The sequence below is a fragment of the Pseudomonas sp. S1_E05 genome, assembly GCF_056337105.1.
Map to the genome: position 1 here is coordinate 2,665,582 of NZ_JBFRHM010000001.1, position 16,726 is coordinate 2,682,307.

Sequence of the window (16,726 nt, forward strand, 5' to 3'; positions counted from 1 at the left end):
CAAGCTCGCTCCTACAGGGCTCTGTGGTGCGCACAAAATCCTTGTAGGAGCGGGCTTGCCCGCGATGAGGCCAGCAGGAACGACTTGGAACTCAGACGGTGATGAGGCGCTCGCGCAATTTGGCAATCTCATCGCGCATCTGCGCCGCTGCTTCGAACTCAAGGTCCCGAGCCAACTGATACATCTTCTCTTCCAGCGCCTTGATCCGCTTGGCGATCTCGCCCGGCGAACGCAGCTCGGCTTCGTACTTGGCGCTCTCTTCGGCCGCCTTGGCCATGCCCTTGCGCTTCTTGCTGCGCGAACCCGGCACGGTGGCGCCTTCCATGATGTCGGCAACGTCTTTTATCACCCCTTTGGGGACGATGCCGTTGGCCAGGTTGAAAGCGATCTGCTTGTCCCGCCGACGCTCGGTCTCGCCAATCGCACGCTCCATGGAACCGGTGATCCGGTCGGCATACAGGATTGCCCGGCCATTGAGGTTACGCGCCGCTCGACCAATGGTCTGGATCAGCGAGCGCTCCGAGCGCAGAAAGCCCTCTTTGTCCGCATCGAGGATCGCCACCAGCGACACCTCGGGCATGTCCAGACCTTCGCGCAGCAGGTTGATGCCTACCAGCACATCGAAGGTACCCAGGCGCAGGTCACGGATAATTTCAACGCGCTCCACCGTGTCGATGTCCGAGTGCAAGTAGCGCACGCGCACACCGTGATCGGCCAGGTAATCAGTCAGGTCCTCGGCCATGCGCTTGGTCAGCGTGGTCACCAGCACACGCTCTTCAACAGCGACACGCTTGTTGATTTCCGAGAGCAGGTCGTCGACCTGGGTCAGGGCCGGGCGGATCTCGATCTGTGGGTCCACCAGGCCAGTGGGGCGCACCACCATGTCAATGACGCGTCCGGCGTGTTCTGCCTCGTAATTGCCCGGTGTGGCCGAAACGAAAATGGTCTGCGGGCTCACCCCTTCCCATTCGTCGAAACGCATTGGCCGGTTGTCCAGCGCCGACGGCAGGCGAAAGCCGTACTCCACCAGCGTCTCCTTGCGTGAGCGGTCGCCCTTATACATGGCGCCGACCTGCGGCACGCTGACGTGGGATTCGTCGATCACCAGCAAGGCGTCGGCGGGTAAATAGTCGTAGAGCGTCGGTGGTGCAGCGCCGGCCGGCCGTCCGGATAGGTAGCGCGAGTAGTTTTCGATGCCGTTGCAGTAACCCAGTTCGAGGATCATCTCCAGGTCGAAACGCGTGCGCTGCTCAAGGCGCTGGGCTTCCACCAGCTTGTTGTTCGAACGCAGGTATTCCAGGCGCTCCTGCAACTCGACCTTGATGCCCTCGACCGCATCGAGCAGGGTTTCCCGGGGCGTGACGTAGTGGCTTTTCGGGTAAAAGGTGAAACGTGGAAGCTTGCGCAGGACCTCGCCGGTCAGCGGATCGAACGCCGAAATGTTCTCCACCTCGTCGTCGAACAACTCGATGCGAATCGCTTCGAAATCCGATTCAGCCGGGTGAATGTCGATCACATCACCCCGCACGCGGAAGGTCGCACTGGGCAAAATCCATGTCGTTGCGGGTGTATTGCAAGTCGGCAAGACGGCGCAACAAGGCGCGTTGATCGAGCTTGTCGCCACGATCCACGTGCAGCACCATTTTCAGGTAGGTTTCCGGGCTGCCCAGACCGTAGATGCAGGACACGGTGGTGACGATGATGGCGTCCTTGCGCTCCAGCAACGCCTTGGTGGCGGACAGGCGCATCTGCTCGATGTGGTCGTTGATCGAGGCGTCTTTCTCGATGAAGGTGTCCGAGGACGGCACATAGGCTTCGGGCTGGTAGTAGTCGTAGTAGGAAACGAAATACTCGACAGCGTTGTTGGGGAAAAAGGCCTTGAATTCGCCGTACAACTGCGCGGCCAGGGTCTTGTTCGGCGCCAGGACCAATGTCGGGCGCTGCACCTGGGCGATCACGTTGGCAATGCTGAACGTCTTGCCGGAACCGGTTACGCCGAGCAGCGTCTGGTGCGCCAAACCTGCCTCGATGCCCTCGACCATCAGGCGAATGGCTTCCGGCTGGTCGCCGGCGGGCTCGAAGCGGGTGACTAGCTGGAATTCAGACATGAAATACCCCTGGGTCGCGCCGGTCCGGGCAAACCGGACAGCAACGAAAAAGACCGCAAACGACCGAAGCCGCCCGAGGAAAAAACTGGATTGGGCTCAATGTGGAGTCGATTGCCGGCTCTTTCAAGGCAAACGTCCTACATCCCATAAAGACTCTGACGCGGCCAATCGACTAACGGTCGAAAAATAATCGGAAAAACTTACGTTAAAAGCCGAATGGGCTGTCGCCAGCACTCGCCGATGGCCTCTATACTAGCTCCCCGTTTGTGCACCGCTCTAGTGCATTCGGCTGGAGCGCGACACGTCCCTCCACACTCCATTCAGAGCCGCCGCAAAAATGAGCCTGTTCTCCGCTGTCGAAATGGCACCACGCGATCCAATCCTGGGCCTCAACGAAGCATTCAATGCCGATACCCGTACCAGCAAGGTCAATCTGGGGGTCGGTGTTTATTGCAACGAGGAGGGGCGAATTCCACTCCTGCGCGCCGTTGTCGAAGCCGAGACGATTCGCGTCGCTCAACACGCTTCTCGTGGGTACCTGCCGATCGACGGTATTGCCGCCTATGACCAGGCCGTGCAAAAGCTGCTGTTTGGTAATGACTCGCCACTGCTCGCCGCTGGCCGCGTTGTCACCACCCAAGCCGTAGGCGGTACCGGCGCCCTGAAAATCGGTGCCGACTTCCTCAAGCAACTGCTGCCCAACGCAGTCGTGGCGATCAGCGATCCAAGCTGGGAAAACCACCGTGCGCTGTTCGAAACCGCTGGCTTCCCGGTGCAGAACTATCGCTACTACGACGCGGCCACCCACGACGTCAACCGTGCTGGCCTGCTGGAAGACCTGAACGCTCTGCCATCCGGTTCCATCGTTGTGCTGCACGCCTGCTGCCACAACCCGACGGGGGTCGACCTGAGTCCGGCGGACTGGAAAAACGTCCTGGAAGTGGTCAAGGCCAAAGGTCACGTACCTTTCCTCGACATGGCCTATCAGGGCTTTGGCGACGGCATCGACGAAGACGCGGCCGCCGTGCGCCTGTTCGCGGAATCGGGCCTGACCTTCTTCGTGTCCAGTTCGTTCTCCAAATCCTTCTCGTTGTACGGCGAGCGCGTTGGCGCCCTGTCGATCGTCAGCGAATCGAAAGAAGAAAGCGCGCGCGTGCTGTCGCAGGTCAAACGCGTGATCCGCACCAACTATTCCAACCCGCCGACCCATGGCGCGAGCATCGTCGCCGCCGTGCTGAACAGCCCGGAACTGCGCGCCCAGTGGGAAGCCGAACTGGCCGAGATGCGCCTGCGCATCAAAGGCATGCGCAACCAGATGGTTGACCTGCTGGCCAAGAATGCCCCGCAACGCGACTTCAGCTTCGTCGGTCGTCAGCGTGGCATGTTCTCCTACTCGGGCCTTACCGTTGAACAGGTTCACCGCCTGCGCAATGAATTCGGCATCTACGCCCTGGACACCGGCCGCATCTGCGTGGCTGCGCTGAACCAGAGCAACATCGATGTCGTCACCAAGGCGATTGTCGCGGTGATCTGAACCTCGCGCTGATACAAAAAACGGGAAGCCTGAGCGCTTCCCGTTTTTTATTTGTCCGAGATAGGAACTGCAGGAGCGAGCTTGCTCGCGACGCGGTATTTAATTCAACATTGTTGATAACTGACACATCGCAATCGCGAGCAAGCTCGCTCCTACAGGGATTCGTGTAGAACCCGGAGACTCCATGAAAAACGACAACCTGCGCGCCGACCGCGATGATCGCGACGATCTGGATGACTTCATCCCCCGCCCCCAAGCCAAGCGCACCAAAAGCCTGGTGATGCAGGTCGCCACCGGCGTATTCCTCGGTGGCCTGGCCCTGTGGCTGGTGCAACTGGCCGCCACGGCGCTGTACGCCAAGTTGATGATGGGCACTATCACCTTTGGTGGTTGAGCCGGCCGCCAATCGCTGCCAAACCACCGTTTGTCCCGCCGGCGGCCTCAAATTGCCAACGGACGCTTGACTTCCCTTTTTGAATCAGTAACATACACGCCATTCCGCGATAGCTCAGTTGGTAGAGCAAGTGACTGTTAATCACTGGGTCCCTGGTTCGAGTCCAGGTCGTGGAGCCAGATCAAAAAACCCGCCTTATGGCGGGTTTTTTCGTTTTTGCCACGCGCATCACGTGTTCAACGGTGATTGCGGCGTATCAGGATTGAGTTGCTGGCGTCGAAATTGCCCCGGTGGCTGGCCATGGATCTGACGAAAGCGCCGCGAAAAGTAGGCTTCGTCGGCAAATCCGCACAGCCGCGCCACCTCCCCCACAGGTCGCGTGCCATTGAGCAGGTAGTTACGAGCGGCATGCATCCTGCGCTCCAGCACCAACTCGGTAAAGGTCTTTCCGACTTCCTTGCGCAACCAGTGCGTCAGGTAGGTCGGTGAAAGGTAGGTCGCGGCGGCCACCTTGATCAGATTGAGGTCCGGATCGGCAATGTTCTTGCGCAAATACTCGGACATTCTGCTTAACGCGTCGCGCCGGCTGACTTCGGCAGCATTCTCCTCGGCCAGCCGCTTGAGCGGCTCGGCATACAAGGCGCACACACTTCCCACCAGTTGCAGCAGCAACCCCTTGAGCATTTCGCGGGTGCCGAATTGACGGTTTTCATCGAGCACGCGCATCTGTTCGATCAAGGCGCAGACTTTGCTGAAATCCTCATCACCCAGAATGAAATCCAGATGCTCCTGGAAGCGGAACGGCGACAGCTCCGGCGCAAGCAGAATCGACACCTCTTCCAGATCCATCGGATCGCATTGCAAGTGCGGCAACAGGAAGGTCTGGGAGAAATTGATCACGATGAAATTGCTGTCCGCAGGGTGCGGAATCACGTGCACGCGGTGCGGCAGGATGAACGCCAGCGTGTTGCGCGGGAACGGGCGCTCGACGTTGCCGATGTGCTGAACGGTGTCGCCCCCCAGGTTGATCTGAATCTGAAAGTATTCGTGGCGATGGGGGCTGGTTTCGGCACGCCGGCCCTTTTTGTCGCGGATGTAGAAGTCCGTCAACTCACTTCGCTGCTGCATGACGTAGGTGGGTACTCGACTCGGTGACGACATCTCCTGGGCATCCTCGACAGGTATTTGGACAGCTTGTCGGCACGCCGCAAGGGACGCGGCGACGTGGGAGATTGTGACGGTGAAACCGGGCCTATTTCAACAACTCATAGGATGACGTGGGTATCGACGAATTAATTGTATCGGTGTGTGGAAAATTTCCTGTCCAAAAAAACAAATCACAAAATCAATTTTTTATTCTTTAAAAACATGTAGTTATAAAAACTAAAAAACAAAACACGCAAAAATAAGTTCTTGGACAGATGCATTGATCAGCGTTTCCAAGAGAAAAAACGATCTAAAGCCGCCGTTGATTTTGGAAGGTCGTACGACCACTGTGTCAGGCAATGCAGCCCGACCCCTCCAAAAACAATCAATTGGTGCGCACCTCATGAACCTGCTTTTTTCCCTGACTGACCCACCCGCCCCCTCCCCGGATTTCCCCCTGCGCAATGTGTCGCCGCAGACCTGACACCCGGCTGTCCGCTTAGCTCATCCAGGCATTGCACTGCTCCACCTTGGGGTATTGGGCCCGGCTGCGCGCAGAAATCTCGATTCTTCTAACAATAACGAGGCCTATCCATGTCCAACTCCACCACCTCCACGGCGACGGCCGGCGTCAGTGACGCCGCCCCCACCCAGCGCCTGCCAACCCGTCGACGCTGGTTCATGCTGTCGCTGCTGCTGATTGCAACCATCATCAACTACATCGACCGGGTGAACATCTCGATTGCGGCGCCGTTCATGGCCAAGGACCTGGGCCTGGACAAGATCGAAATGGGCCTGATTTTTTCCGCGTTCGCCTGGACCTACGCACTCGCACTGGTGCCCGCCGGATTCATTGCCGACCGCTTCGGCTCGCGGCTGACCTATGGGGTGTCGCTGATCAGTTGGTCCACAGTCACCGTGCTCCAGGGTTTTGCCACGGGTTTTGCCTCGTTGTTCGGCTTGCGCCTGGCCGTCGGTGCAATGGAAGCGCCGGCATTTCCGGCCAATAGCCGGGCGGTGACGGTGTGGTTCCCGGCGCGCGAACGCGGAATGGCCAGCAGCATTTACGTGTGCGGCCAATACCTCGGCACCGCCCTGTTCACCGGCGCATTGCTCTGGTTGGCAACCACCTTCGACTGGCGCCATGTGTTCTACAGCACTGGATTGCTCGGCATCGTGTTCGGGGTGATCTGGTTGTTCCTGTACCGCGACCCACTGAGCTGCAAGAAAGTCAGCAAGGAAGAACTGAAATACATCGAATCCGGTGGCGGCCTGGTCAAGAGCAGCCAGGAGCGCACCCGGTTCAACTGGCGCCAAATCGCCGAGCTGTTCGGCTACCGGCAAATCTGGGCGATCTGCATCGGCAAGTTCGCCAGCACCTCGGCGCTGTACTTCTTCCTCACCTGGTTCCCGACCTACCTGATCGAAGAACGGCAACTGACCACCATCAAGGCCGGGATCTTCGCCGTGCTGCCGTTCATTGGCGCCACAGTGGGCATTCTGCTTGCCGGGATCGTCTCCGACCTGTTGATACGCCGCGGCTACTCTATGTCCTTCGCGCGCAAATTGCCGCTGGTGGTCGGTTCGATGCTGGGCATGTCGATCGTCCTGGTGAATTTCACCGACTCGAACGTCATCTGCATTGCCATCCTGACGATCGCCTTTTTCGCCCAGGGAATCGCCTCCTCATCCTGGGCAGCCGTATCGGAAGTCGCGCCCAAGGAACTGATCGGCCTGACGGGAGGGGTGACCAGCCTGGCCGCCAACATTGGCGGGATCGTCACCCCGATCGTGATTGGCGCCATTGTCCAGACGACGGGCTCTTTCGCTTGGGCCTTCTGGTTCATCGGGGGTGTAGCACTGATGGGCACCTTGTCCTACTCGTTGCTTCTGGGCCGGCTGTATCGCATCGAACTCAAGGCCCGCTGATTCAAGAAAAGCTTTTTTCTCCAATACGAGGCGGCATTCGTCCAACTTTAGCCAGGACTGCCGCCGTACGCTGATGCTTCCTACAGGACCCGTACCAGGATGAACATGACCGAATACGTTTTTACCCCCGATCTGCCTGTGACCTTGCCGGTCGCCGGCAGCCAGCAGCGCTTCCCCGTCGGCCGGGTATTTTGCGTCGGCCGCAATTACACCTGGCCGGGCACGCAAGGCCAGTCCCGCCTGCCTCCGGTGTTTTTCATGAAGCCAGCGAGCAACGTAGTGGATGCACAGGGTGAAATCGCCTACCCGCCCATGACCGAAGAGTTTGCCCACGAAATTGAACTGGTGGTGGCCATCGGCGAAGGCGGCGCGAATATCCCCGAGGACCAGGCCCTGGCCTACGTCTGGGGTTATGGCGCCGGCCTTGACCTGACACGTCGCGATGTCCAGATCGCGGCCAAGAGCAACGGCATGCCGTGGGAAGGCGCCAAGGTGTTCGACGGCGCGGCCCCCATCACCGCCATCGTGCCGGTGTCACGCGCCGGCCATCCACAGGGTGAGCTGTGGCTGAACGTCAACGGTGAGGAACGCCAGCGCGACAGCCTCGACAGCCAGATCTGGTCTGTCAGCGAGGTCATCAGCCGCATCTCCCACTTCGTCGCTTTGCGTGCCGGCGACCTGATCATGACCGGCAGCCCGGCCGGCGTCGATGTGCTGCAACCCGGCGACGTCATCAATGCCGGTATCGACGGCATCGGTCAGATCGAAATGCGCGTCGGCAATCGCCCCTGACACTGACACACCACACGCCCCAGTGAATAAAAAAAGGAAACAACAAGATGACCCATCCTTTGAAAGTCGCCCTGGTAACCGGTGCCGGCAGCGGAATAGGCCGCGCCGTGGCCCTTGGCCTGATGGCCGACGGCTTCACCGTGGTGCTCGCGGGACGCCGGCCGGAGCCATTGCTGGAACTGGCGGAACTGGCCGCCGTCGAAGGACACGAGGCCTTGGCGGTCCCCACTGATGTGCGCGACCCGGCCAGCGTCGATGCGCTGTTTGCCGAAATCACCGTGAAGTACGGACGCCTGGACGTGGTGTTCAACAACGCCGGGGTCAATGCCCCCGCCGTTCCGCTGGATGAGCTCACCTTCGAGCAGTGGCGAAACGTGATCGACACCAACCTCAACGGCGTTTTCCTCTGCGCCCGCGGTGCTTTTGGGCTGATGCGCCGGCAGCAGCCCATGGGTGGGCGCATCATCAACAACGGCTCGATCTCGGCTCACACTCCGCGCCCCTTCAGCAGCGCCTACACCGCCAGCAAACACGCGGTGCTGGGGCTCACCAAATCCCTGGCCCTGGATGGCCGCGAATTCAACATTGCCTGTAGCCAGATCGACATTGGCAACGCCCTGACCGAGATGTCGGTGCGCATGACCAAAGGCGTGCGCCAGGCCAACGGCAGCATCGCCGTAGAGCCCATGGTGGACGTCCAGCACGTCGCCGATGCCGTGCGCTACATCGCCGCCCTGCCGTTGTCGGCAAATGTCCTGAACATGACCGTCATGGCCACTGCCATGCCGTTTGCCGGTCGCGGTTGACCGGCTTTTTTATTGCGCTCCACGAGGTTCACATGAAACCAGAAGTCTTGCAGCTCAGCCCGATCCTGATTCCGGAAATAAACACCCGCCTGGGCGAATTGTTCACCATCAGGCGCTATTTCGAACAGGCTGACAAAGCGGCCTATATCAAAGAGCATGGCAACAACATTCGGGGTGTGATCACCGGCGGTCACACCGGGATCACCCAGGCCCTGATGGCGCAGTTGCCGAAACTGGAGGTGGTGGCCGTCAACGGTGTAGGGACCGATGCCGTGGACCTGGCTTACGCCAGGGATCGCAGAATTCGCGTGACGGCGACCATCGGTGCGTTGACCGAAGACGTGGCTGACCTGGCCATCGGCCTGTTGATCGCCGTGTGCCGTGGCCTGTGTACCAGTGACCGTTATGTGCGTTCGGGCCAATGGCCGCATAGTCCGACGCCATTGGCCCCTTTGCCGTTGGCGCGTCAGGTGTCCGGGATGCGCATCGGCATTGTCGGCATGGGCCGGGTCGGTCGTGCCGTCGCGGTTCGTGCCGCAGCATTCGGCTGCCCGATCAGCTACACCGACCTGCAACCGATGAGCGATGTGGACCACAATTTCGTCGCCGACCTGAAGCAGTTGGCCAGCCAAAGCGATGCACTGATTCTCGCCGCGGCTGCCGACAAGGCCGAAGCCATCATCAATGCCGATGTGCTGCACGCGCTGGGCAAGGGTGGCTATCTGATCAACGTCGCCCGGGGCAAGCTGGTCAACGAGGTCGATCTGGTCGCGGCACTGGCGGCCGGAGAGATCGCGGGCGCAGCGCTGGACGTGTTCGTCGATGAGCCGCGCGTTCCAGAGACGCTGTTCGGCAACGAACAGGTGGTGCTGCAACCCCATCGCGCCAGCGCGACTGTGCAGACCCGCACGCGCATGGGTGAAATGGTGGTGGCGAGCCTGGTGGACAGTTTTGCCGGAAAAATTCCGAAAGGGTCTGTGACCGATTGAGGCATCGATGTCGAGGGGCATTGCGTCCCCTCGACATGCCGCGATGTCAGGCGAACAAATCAACGCCCAACTGGAAGGCAACCCACAGTGCAAGGCCCGTCGCGAATGCGAGTGCGATGTTCTCGAACAGGTTGTTGCGGTACTGCTTGTCCAGCAATTTTTTCTGGTTGGACATGATCAGCAAGCCGAGGGAAATGATCGGCAGGCCAATGATGTTCAGCGCGCTGACACCGATGGTCAGCGTCACGAAGTCCGGCATGCCCGGCAACGACCAGACCAATGGCGTGACGAGGATGAACAGCATGAACCATTTATGCATCGGGTCATGGTGAAACTCCTTGCCGTACTTATCGCGACGCTTGGGAAAAACGTGTTGGAAGGCATCGGTGATCAGCATCGGGAATGCGGTGGTCTTGCCCGAAATACTGGCGAACAACGTGGCAAATACGCCGATGAAGAACACATACCAACCGATGGAGCCGAAATAGATTTCCAGCGCCTTGCCCAGATCGCCCAGGGTTTTGACCTCGATGCCGTTGGGACGCAGGATTTCCGCGCCAACGATCCAGATGGCCAGGTTGATGATGATCCCGATAAACACGGCAAACAGCAGATCGTTGCGTTGAATGCGCTTGTGTTGCGGGCCAACCCAACCCTTTTGGCGCATGACGTAAGGATGCACGAAGTTGGCGATCGAACCGGCAACAGCGCCGATGACCGATACCGCCACCAGCAACGCGCCATGCACACCCTCGTCCTTGGGAATGCTAAAACCGATGGTGCCCTTGATGATGCCGCCTACATCCGGGCCAGACATCACAGCCAGCGCAATGAACGCCAGGGTCATGATCGCCAGCAGCAACTTCATCATGCCTTCGATCATCGAGTAGATGTTGCGACCGACCAGCATCCACACTGCCAGTACCACCGCCACCGAACAGAGCAACGGCTGCTCGATCTTGAACAGCATCGCCAGCGACTCCCCTGCCCCCTTTATCATGTAGGCGTTCATCAAGTGGCCCATCAATAGGGCGTAGACGAGCAAGAACCAGGCAAAAAACGGATTGAGCTGAGCGTAGCCCTGCAGGATGGTCATGCCCTGGTTATTGCACAGCTGGAAGCGCGCGATGATGTTGACGATCAGGTATCTCAGCAACAGGGAGACCGCAAGCACCCACATCATCGCGTAACCGTAGTTGGCACCGGCCACGGACGAGGTGATCAGGTCACCCGCCCCCAGCCAGGACAGCACGGCAATGATGCCTGGGCCCAGGAGTTTGAATATTCGTAGAAATCGACTTTGCGCGGGCGCCGCAGCCTGGCCTTCCACGGAAGGAATGCTGGTCATAGAGGGTATCTCCATTGTTTTTTTTGTGAGAACCCGCGAAGTCGAACACAGTAAGTACGATGTCGTACAACACTTGGTAAAACGAGATTATTTAAAAATATTTCAAACCCATAAATGTTGTGCGGGCATAGCAAATCGCCATAGCTCCGGAAATTTCAGTTTTCATGCAGCCGAGGCATTGATGTCCAGATGTTTCAGTCATAGGATGACTGACCACATCAATAACAATAAAAGGATCCACTGTGAGTAAAAACCTCCTCCTGGCCGCCGCCGTCATCGGTGGCCTCAGCCTGCAAGCCAATGCCGCCACCTACGCCTACATATCCAGCCCGGGAGACGGCTTGATTTCCCAGTACCGCCTCGATCAGAGCAATGGCACGCTGAGCCTGGTCAATCAGGTCAACGCCGGCGATCAGGTCAACCCAATGGCCATCACACCTGACGGCAAAGTGTTGTTCGCGGCGTTGCGGGTCAAACCGTTCCAGGTGTTGGGCTACAGCATCGACGCAAAGACTGGGCAACTGACGCCATCGACCAAGGCACCGCTGGCGCAAAGCATGGCTTACCTGTCTACCGACAGATCGGGGCACTACCTGCTCGGCGCCTCATATGGCGGCGACGTCGTGACCGTGCAAGCCATTGACAAGGGCTATCAGCCTTCGGACAACATTCAGAGCTACCCCACCGGCCCCCACGCCCACTCGGTCCGCACCGACCCCAGCAATCGTTTTGCCTACACCGGCAACCTGGGGGCCGACCGCGTCCTGCAATATCGCCTGGATGCAAAGACCGGCGCGCTCTCCCCCATCGACAGCGGCTACGTGAGCGTTCCGGCCAATACCGGACCTCGACACCTGGCGTTTTCCAGGGACGGCAAATTCCTTTACGTGGTCGGCGAGATGAGCGGCACGGTCACTGCGTTTTCCATCAACGACAGCACCGGAGCCCTGAAGGAGATTGGCGTGGCCAACGGGATTCCCGAGCGGCTGAAATTGGCTCACGGTGAAGTGCGCGATGCGCGCAACAACGACTTGAAGGACGACCCGACGCCGCGTATCTGGGCAGCAGACCTGCGGCTCTCGCCTGACGGCAAACTCCTCTACATGACCGAACGCACCAGCAGTTCAGTGTCGGCGTTTGCGGTCGATACGGCCTCGGGCGGCTTGCGCTTTCTCGACAACTACCCGGTGCAAGAAAAGCAGCCACGCAACATCGCATTTTCGCCGAACGGCAAATGGTTGTTGGTAACGGGTGAGAAAAGCGAAAAGGTTGGCACCTATGCCGTCGGCGACAAGGGCGCGCTCAAACGTGTGGGCGAAGCGGCTTCGGGCAAGGGGGCGTTGTGGATCGAGGTGTTGCAGACTTCGGTGGAATGACCTTCAGGTTTTCTCTGTAGGAGTGAGCATGCTCGCGATGAGGCCGGCACATCCAACATCTTCGCTGGCTGACACACCGCCATCGCGAGCAAGCTCGCTCCTACAAGGGTCAGGCGTGCTCGCTGCTGTTGGCGTGCATCGTTCGCGGTTCGCCATGCCCGTGGTCGTCCACTTCGATCACGGGTACTTCCTTGCCGTCGCAGTCACGCAGCTTGCCTTCGCTGAAGTAATCACCTTCGCGTAACGCGGCCAGGTCCTGATAACGCAGCACACGCTCAGTGCCTGCGGCGAATACCGACTGTTGGTCCGAGTTACCGGCAGTCAGGTGGTTGAAGGTCAGATTCAGCACAATGGCCATGATCGCCGAGGAGCTGATACCCGAATGGAAGATCGTGGCAAACCAGCTCGGGAAGTGGTCGTAGAAATTCGGCGCGGCAATCGGGATCATGCCGAAACCGATGGAGGTCGCAACGATGATCAGGTTGACGTTGTTGCGATAGTCGACCTTGGACAGCGTACGAATGCCGCTGGCGGCCACGGTGCCGAACAGCACAATGCCCGCGCCCCCCAGAACCGAGGTCGGCACGGCTGCAATGACTCGCCCCATGAAAGGCAGCAGGCCAAGGATCACCAGAAACAGACCGCCCGTGGCGACCACATAGCGGCTCTTGATTCCGGTCACCGCCACCAGCCCGACGTTCTGGGCGAAGGCGCTCTGTGTGAACGATCCGAAGATAGGCGCGATCATGCTCGACAGCATGTCGGCCCGCAGCCCGTTGCCCAGCCGCTTGGAGTCTACCTTGGTGTCAATGATTTCCCCGACGGCCAGGATGTCCGCCGAGGTCTCTACCAGCGTCACCATGACCACGATGCACATCGACAGGATCGCGGCAAAATGGAATGTCGGCATGCCGAAGTGGAACGGTGTGGGGAAACCGAACATCGGGCCTTGGGTGACTGACGAGAAGTCCGCCATGCCAAGGAACACCGCGATGATCGTACCCACGACCATCGCCAGCAGGATCGACAAACGGGAGATGGTCGCACTGCCGATCTTGCTCAGCAGCAACACCAGCATCAACGTCACTGCTGCCAGGCCGATGTTGGCCATGCTGCCGAAATCCGCCCCATGGCTGTTGCCGCCCATGGCCCAGCGAGCAGCCACCGGCATCAGCGTCAGGCCAATGGTGGTGATGACGATTCCGGTGACCAGCGGCGGGAAGAACTTGGTAATTCGCGAAAACACCGGTGTGATCAGCAAACCGATCAGTGAGGCGGCGATCACCGCGCCCAGGATCGCCTGAAACCCACCCTCCCCGCCCGTACTGACAATTGCCACCATGGTGGCGACGCCTGAGAACGACACGCCCTGCACCAGCGGCAACTGACAACCGAAAAACGGCAGGCCGAGGGTCTGGAGCAACGTCGCCAGCCCCCCCGCAAACAATGAAGCAGCAATCAACAAACCTATGTCCGCCGGTGAGAGCCCGGCCGCCTGGCCGATGATCAAGGGCACCGCGACGATACCGCCATACATGGTCAGAACATGTTGCAGGCCGTAAGCCATATTCGCGCCGATCCCAAGGTTTTCGTCCTCGGGCCGTTGGGGTGAAACATGGGGCGTTTTCATGATTGGGGGGGTTCCCTGGTTTTTGTTATGCGCACACTGTATGCAAGACCAAAGACAAATGTCCATAGAGTTGTATACAACTCTATGGACATTTTATGAACACTTGGTCACACCCCAGTGCCGCCATACCCCGTAATGGCTCAATAAACCTTGAAATACATGACCTCAAAGCCGCCGCTTTCCCCCGCTAGGCTCTTAATGAGCCTGGCGACGACCGGTAGAGTTGCCTCCTTTTACATACATATAAAGTATGCATAATGAAGTCATTCGAAATTCAGTTCGACAAAAGCAAGAACGCGGCAAATAAACTGAAGCATCGTGGTGTGAGCCTTGCTGATTCCGAGGCTGTGTTTAATGACGAAAGAGCGTTGACGCTTCAGGATGAAGATCATGATGAGCAACGCTGGGTCACCATGGGGCTGGATGCAAAAGGTCGTTTGCTGGTGGTCGCATACACCTATCGTGACCCGAATTTCGTTCGAATCATTTCAGCGCGCGCCGCCACGAGAAACGAGCGTCGCCAATACCTGGAGGCTTAAGCCATGAAAGATGAATACGATTTCAAAAATGCCAGGCGCGGGTCGGTTGCTCCGGCCAAGGGCAAAACCCGCATTACCATCATGCTGGACGAGTCCGTTATAGAAGCGGCTCGGGCACTGGCGGAAAGCGAAGGGTATGGCTACCAGACAGTGATCAACAACACACTGCGCCATGCCCTGCTCAATCAAAAAAAGATGCGGCCCCAGACGCTGCGCATCTGAAAAAAGGCATTACCGCCTCTGACCTGAAAACACTGGAGAGAAAGCTGCTCGACGCCGTCAGCGAAATTCAGCAAATGATGGAGCCTGATGCCCGCCCATAGGCCCGCCCTACACGGGTTCGATCAACCGCCCAAGTACTTGCTTCAACGGCTCATTGGCAGGCACTTGGATGCCGAACTCTCCCTTCAACAACGCAACCAGTTCTTCCACATCCGCGACCTGGCGTCGCTCGCTCTCATGGCCGATCCGATGGATCGCGAAGCTGCCATTGTTCAACGTGTGCCGCGAGCCGTCACCCGTTCGCGCAACCATGAGGCGCTGGATGAACGGTGAATCTGGAGAAGTCGAGACGTACCAGTTGCCGACCGCGTAATCGATGTCTTCCTGGCGCTGCAGGTCAAAGATGTACATCGGCCGCCACTCATCCTCAACCTTGGCGCGCAATGTGTAGCCATCCACATGCCGATCAATGCGATAGGGTTCATGGGGTGTGGATTGTTCAGCATCCGTGTCGAGCTTCAGTGGCGCGGTGGGTACCATACCGCCGAACCCCACGTCGGTAATGTAGCGCACGCCATCCAGGGTAACCAGGCTCAAGCGGTGTGTTCTCGCGGTCCAGGCGCCTTCAGGCTGGCCCATGACCACGCGGCCGGAGATACCCTGAGCGTCGAAGCCCAGCTCCTGCAGCAGCACCAGGAACAAATGGTTGAGTTCGTAACAGTAACCACCGCGCCCTTGGTGCAGGACCTTGTGTTCGATAGAGGCCAGGTCGATCAGCACCGGCTGGCCGGACAACGTGGTGAGGTTTTCGAACGGGAAGACACCGGTGTGACGCAGCTGCAGTTGGCGCAGGGTTTCCAGGGTCGGCGGCGGAGTCATGTCGTAACCCAGCCGTTGCAGGTACAACGCGCGATTGCTCAGGCGTATCTCACTCATTGGTCATTCCTTATACGAGGTGCCGCTTGTGGCACCCTGTATAAGGGAAAAAGCGTCGCGACCGACAATTGATTTCACCAATTGCCACTCGAACAAGTCAGCGTTGCTTGCGTGAACTCAGTTGTATCCACGTCGGAGCATGGTCGCTGGCATGCGGCTCATTGCGCACCCAGGCATCGACACCCGCCTCTTGCAGATAAGGACTCAGCGCCGGATTGAGTAGCAGATGGTCGATACGCAAACCGGAATTCTTCTGCCAATGTTGTCGGAAATAGTCCCAGAAGGTGTAGAGCCGATCCTCGGGATACAAATGGCGCAGTGAGTCGGTCCAACCCTGATCCAGCAATCGCTGATAACACTCACGACTTTGCGGTTGGAGCAACGCATCCTTGAGCCAGGAACGTGGGTTGTAGATGTCCAGGTCGGTCGGCACCACGTTGTAGTCACCGGCCAGCACCACGGGATGTTCGGTGCCTTGCAGACCCTTGGCGTACGTGATTAGCCTTTCGAACCATGCCAGTTTGTAATCAAATTTCGGACCTGGCTGCGGATTGCCATTGGGCAGATACAAACACCCCACCAGCACACCATGCACCGCCGCCTCCAGATAGCGACTGTGGGTATCGCTGTCATCACCGGGCAGACCGCGTCGGCTTTCCAGGGGCTGGGCATCGCGCGCCAGGATCGCCACGCCGTTCCACGACGATTGACCTTGCCAGATGGCACCATAACCCGCCGACTCAAGTTCGGCGGCGGGAAACGCACTGTCCACCGACTTGAGTTCCTGCAGACAGGCGATGTCCGGTTTCTCTCGTTCCAGCCACGCCAGCAGGTTGGGCAGTCGGGCGCGCAGGCCGTTGACGTTGAACGTTGCGATTCGCAATTTCTTCATGGGCCAGCCCTCCGGACAAAGGTGTTGTGCGTGTGACATCCGCTCCTTGCGCTGGTTGCGTCGAGGTTTGCAGATACGGCGTAAT

Annotated in this window: 13 protein-coding genes, 1 tRNA gene and 2 pseudogenes; 10 read left to right on the plus strand and 6 right to left on the minus strand. The window is 58.9% G+C overall.

Going from position 1 to position 16,726, the window contains the following annotated elements:
• Nucleotides 1-91: 91 nt before the first annotated feature.
• Nucleotides 92-2,108: pseudogene (uvrB, locus tag AB4N33_RS12330) on the minus strand (excinuclease ABC subunit UvrB).
• 337 nt (nucleotides 2,109-2,445) lie between these two features.
• Between uvrB and AB4N33_RS12335 the strand changes: the two are divergent.
• From AB4N33_RS12335 to AB4N33_RS12345, 3 genes are all read left to right on the plus strand, one after another.
• Nucleotides 2,446-3,642 carry an amino acid aminotransferase gene (locus AB4N33_RS12335; protein WP_476457437.1) on the plus strand — a complete coding sequence of 399 codons (1,197 nt, stop codon included), beginning with the start codon at nucleotides 2,446-2,448 and terminating at the stop codon, nucleotides 3,640-3,642.
• A 184-nt stretch (nucleotides 3,643-3,826) separates the two neighbouring features.
• Nucleotides 3,827-4,036 (plus strand): hypothetical protein, encoded by a 210-nt coding sequence (locus AB4N33_RS12340; protein WP_476457438.1) that lies wholly within the window; start codon nucleotides 3,827-3,829, stop codon nucleotides 4,034-4,036.
• 103 nt (nucleotides 4,037-4,139) lie between these two features.
• Nucleotides 4,140-4,215 (plus strand) — tRNA-Asn (locus AB4N33_RS12345).
• 49 nt (nucleotides 4,216-4,264) lie between these two features.
• Here the strand turns inward: AB4N33_RS12345 and AB4N33_RS12350 are convergent.
• A complete protein-coding gene (locus AB4N33_RS12350) occupies nucleotides 4,265-5,197 on the minus strand; it encodes a helix-turn-helix transcriptional regulator (protein WP_460116775.1) in 933 nt (310 codons plus the stop codon).
• A gap of 579 nt (nucleotides 5,198-5,776) precedes the next feature.
• On the opposite strand from AB4N33_RS12350, the gene AB4N33_RS12355 reads away from it, so the two are divergent.
• The 4 genes from AB4N33_RS12355 to AB4N33_RS12370 all read left to right on the plus strand — a co-directional run bounded on the left by AB4N33_RS12355 (nucleotide 5,777) and on the right by AB4N33_RS12370 (nucleotide 9,698).
• Nucleotides 5,777-7,111: an MFS transporter gene (locus tag AB4N33_RS12355; protein ID WP_460116777.1), complete on the plus strand. Its 1,335-nt coding sequence runs from the start codon at nucleotides 5,777-5,779 to the stop codon at nucleotides 7,109-7,111.
• Between the two features lie 99 nt (nucleotides 7,112-7,210).
• On the plus strand, nucleotides 7,211-7,903 hold the full coding sequence (locus AB4N33_RS12360) for a fumarylacetoacetate hydrolase family protein (protein ID WP_460116779.1): 693 nt from the start codon (nucleotides 7,211-7,213) through the stop codon (nucleotides 7,901-7,903).
• A gap of 47 nt (nucleotides 7,904-7,950) precedes the next feature.
• A complete protein-coding gene (locus AB4N33_RS12365; RefSeq protein ID WP_460116780.1) occupies nucleotides 7,951-8,709 on the plus strand; it encodes an SDR family oxidoreductase in 759 nt (252 codons plus the stop codon).
• A 32-nt stretch (nucleotides 8,710-8,741) separates the two neighbouring features.
• On the plus strand, nucleotides 8,742-9,698 hold the full coding sequence (locus AB4N33_RS12370) for a 2-hydroxyacid dehydrogenase (RefSeq protein ID WP_476457439.1): 957 nt from the start codon (nucleotides 8,742-8,744) through the stop codon (nucleotides 9,696-9,698).
• 46 nt (nucleotides 9,699-9,744) lie between these two features.
• On the opposite strand, the gene AB4N33_RS12375 is transcribed toward AB4N33_RS12370, so the two are convergent.
• On the minus strand, nucleotides 9,745-11,046 hold the full coding sequence (locus AB4N33_RS12375; RefSeq protein ID WP_476457440.1) for an Nramp family divalent metal transporter: 1,302 nt from the start codon (nucleotides 11,044-11,046) through the stop codon (nucleotides 9,745-9,747).
• 242 nt (nucleotides 11,047-11,288) lie between these two features.
• Here AB4N33_RS12375 and AB4N33_RS12380 point away from each other — a divergent pair, with 242 nt between their 5' ends.
• Complete coding sequence (locus AB4N33_RS12380; protein ID WP_476457441.1) at nucleotides 11,289-12,422, plus strand: lactonase family protein; 1,134 nt, start codon at nucleotides 11,289-11,291, stop codon at nucleotides 12,420-12,422.
• 109 nt (nucleotides 12,423-12,531) lie between these two features.
• On the opposite strand, the gene AB4N33_RS12385 is transcribed toward AB4N33_RS12380, so the two are convergent.
• Nucleotides 12,532-14,052: a nucleobase:cation symporter-2 family protein gene (locus AB4N33_RS12385; protein ID WP_476457442.1), complete on the minus strand. Its 1,521-nt coding sequence runs from the start codon at nucleotides 14,050-14,052 to the stop codon at nucleotides 12,532-12,534.
• Between the two features lie 257 nt (nucleotides 14,053-14,309).
• Here AB4N33_RS12385 and AB4N33_RS12390 point away from each other — a divergent pair, with 257 nt between their 5' ends.
• Complete coding sequence (locus AB4N33_RS12390) at nucleotides 14,310-14,591, plus strand: BrnT family toxin (protein ID WP_460116789.1); 282 nt, start codon at nucleotides 14,310-14,312, stop codon at nucleotides 14,589-14,591.
• A 3-nt stretch (nucleotides 14,592-14,594) separates the two neighbouring features.
• Nucleotides 14,595-14,914, plus strand: a pseudogene (locus AB4N33_RS12395) (BrnA antitoxin family protein).
• Nucleotides 14,915-14,921: 7 nt separating this feature from the next.
• Here AB4N33_RS12395 and AB4N33_RS12400 read toward each other — a convergent pair.
• A complete protein-coding gene (locus tag AB4N33_RS12400; protein WP_460116791.1) occupies nucleotides 14,922-15,749 on the minus strand; it encodes an arylamine N-acetyltransferase family protein in 828 nt (275 codons plus the stop codon).
• Nucleotides 15,750-15,846: 97 nt separating this feature from the next.
• Nucleotides 15,847-16,641: an exodeoxyribonuclease III gene (locus AB4N33_RS12405; RefSeq protein ID WP_460116792.1), complete on the minus strand. Its 795-nt coding sequence runs from the start codon at nucleotides 16,639-16,641 to the stop codon at nucleotides 15,847-15,849.
• Between the last annotated feature and the right edge of the window lie 85 nt (nucleotides 16,642-16,726).

Coding starts and splice junctions, on each gene's coding strand:
- AB4N33_RS12385 (WP_476457442.1), bottom strand. CDS start 14,052: ATGAAAACGCCCCATGTTTCACCCCAACGGCCCGAGGACGAAAACCTT.
- AB4N33_RS12360 (WP_460116779.1), top strand. CDS start 7,211: ATGAACATGACCGAATACGTTTTTACCCCCGATCTGCCTGTGACCTTG.
- AB4N33_RS12350 (WP_460116775.1), bottom strand. CDS start 5,197: ATGTCGTCACCGAGTCGAGTACCCACCTACGTCATGCAGCAGCGAAGT.
- AB4N33_RS12400 (WP_460116791.1), bottom strand. CDS start 15,749: ATGAGTGAGATACGCCTGAGCAATCGCGCGTTGTACCTGCAACGGCTG.
- AB4N33_RS12375 (WP_476457440.1), bottom strand. CDS start 11,046: ATGACCAGCATTCCTTCCGTGGAAGGCCAGGCTGCGGCGCCCGCGCAA.
- AB4N33_RS12355 (WP_460116777.1), top strand. CDS start 5,777: ATGTCCAACTCCACCACCTCCACGGCGACGGCCGGCGTCAGTGACGCC.
- AB4N33_RS12405 (WP_460116792.1), bottom strand. CDS start 16,641: ATGAAGAAATTGCGAATCGCAACGTTCAACGTCAACGGCCTGCGCGCC.
- AB4N33_RS12370 (WP_476457439.1), top strand. CDS start 8,742: ATGAAACCAGAAGTCTTGCAGCTCAGCCCGATCCTGATTCCGGAAATA.
- AB4N33_RS12365 (WP_460116780.1), top strand. CDS start 7,951: ATGACCCATCCTTTGAAAGTCGCCCTGGTAACCGGTGCCGGCAGCGGA.
- AB4N33_RS12390 (WP_460116789.1), top strand. CDS start 14,310: ATGAAGTCATTCGAAATTCAGTTCGACAAAAGCAAGAACGCGGCAAAT.
- AB4N33_RS12335 (WP_476457437.1), top strand. CDS start 2,446: ATGAGCCTGTTCTCCGCTGTCGAAATGGCACCACGCGATCCAATCCTG.
- AB4N33_RS12340 (WP_476457438.1), top strand. CDS start 3,827: ATGAAAAACGACAACCTGCGCGCCGACCGCGATGATCGCGACGATCTG.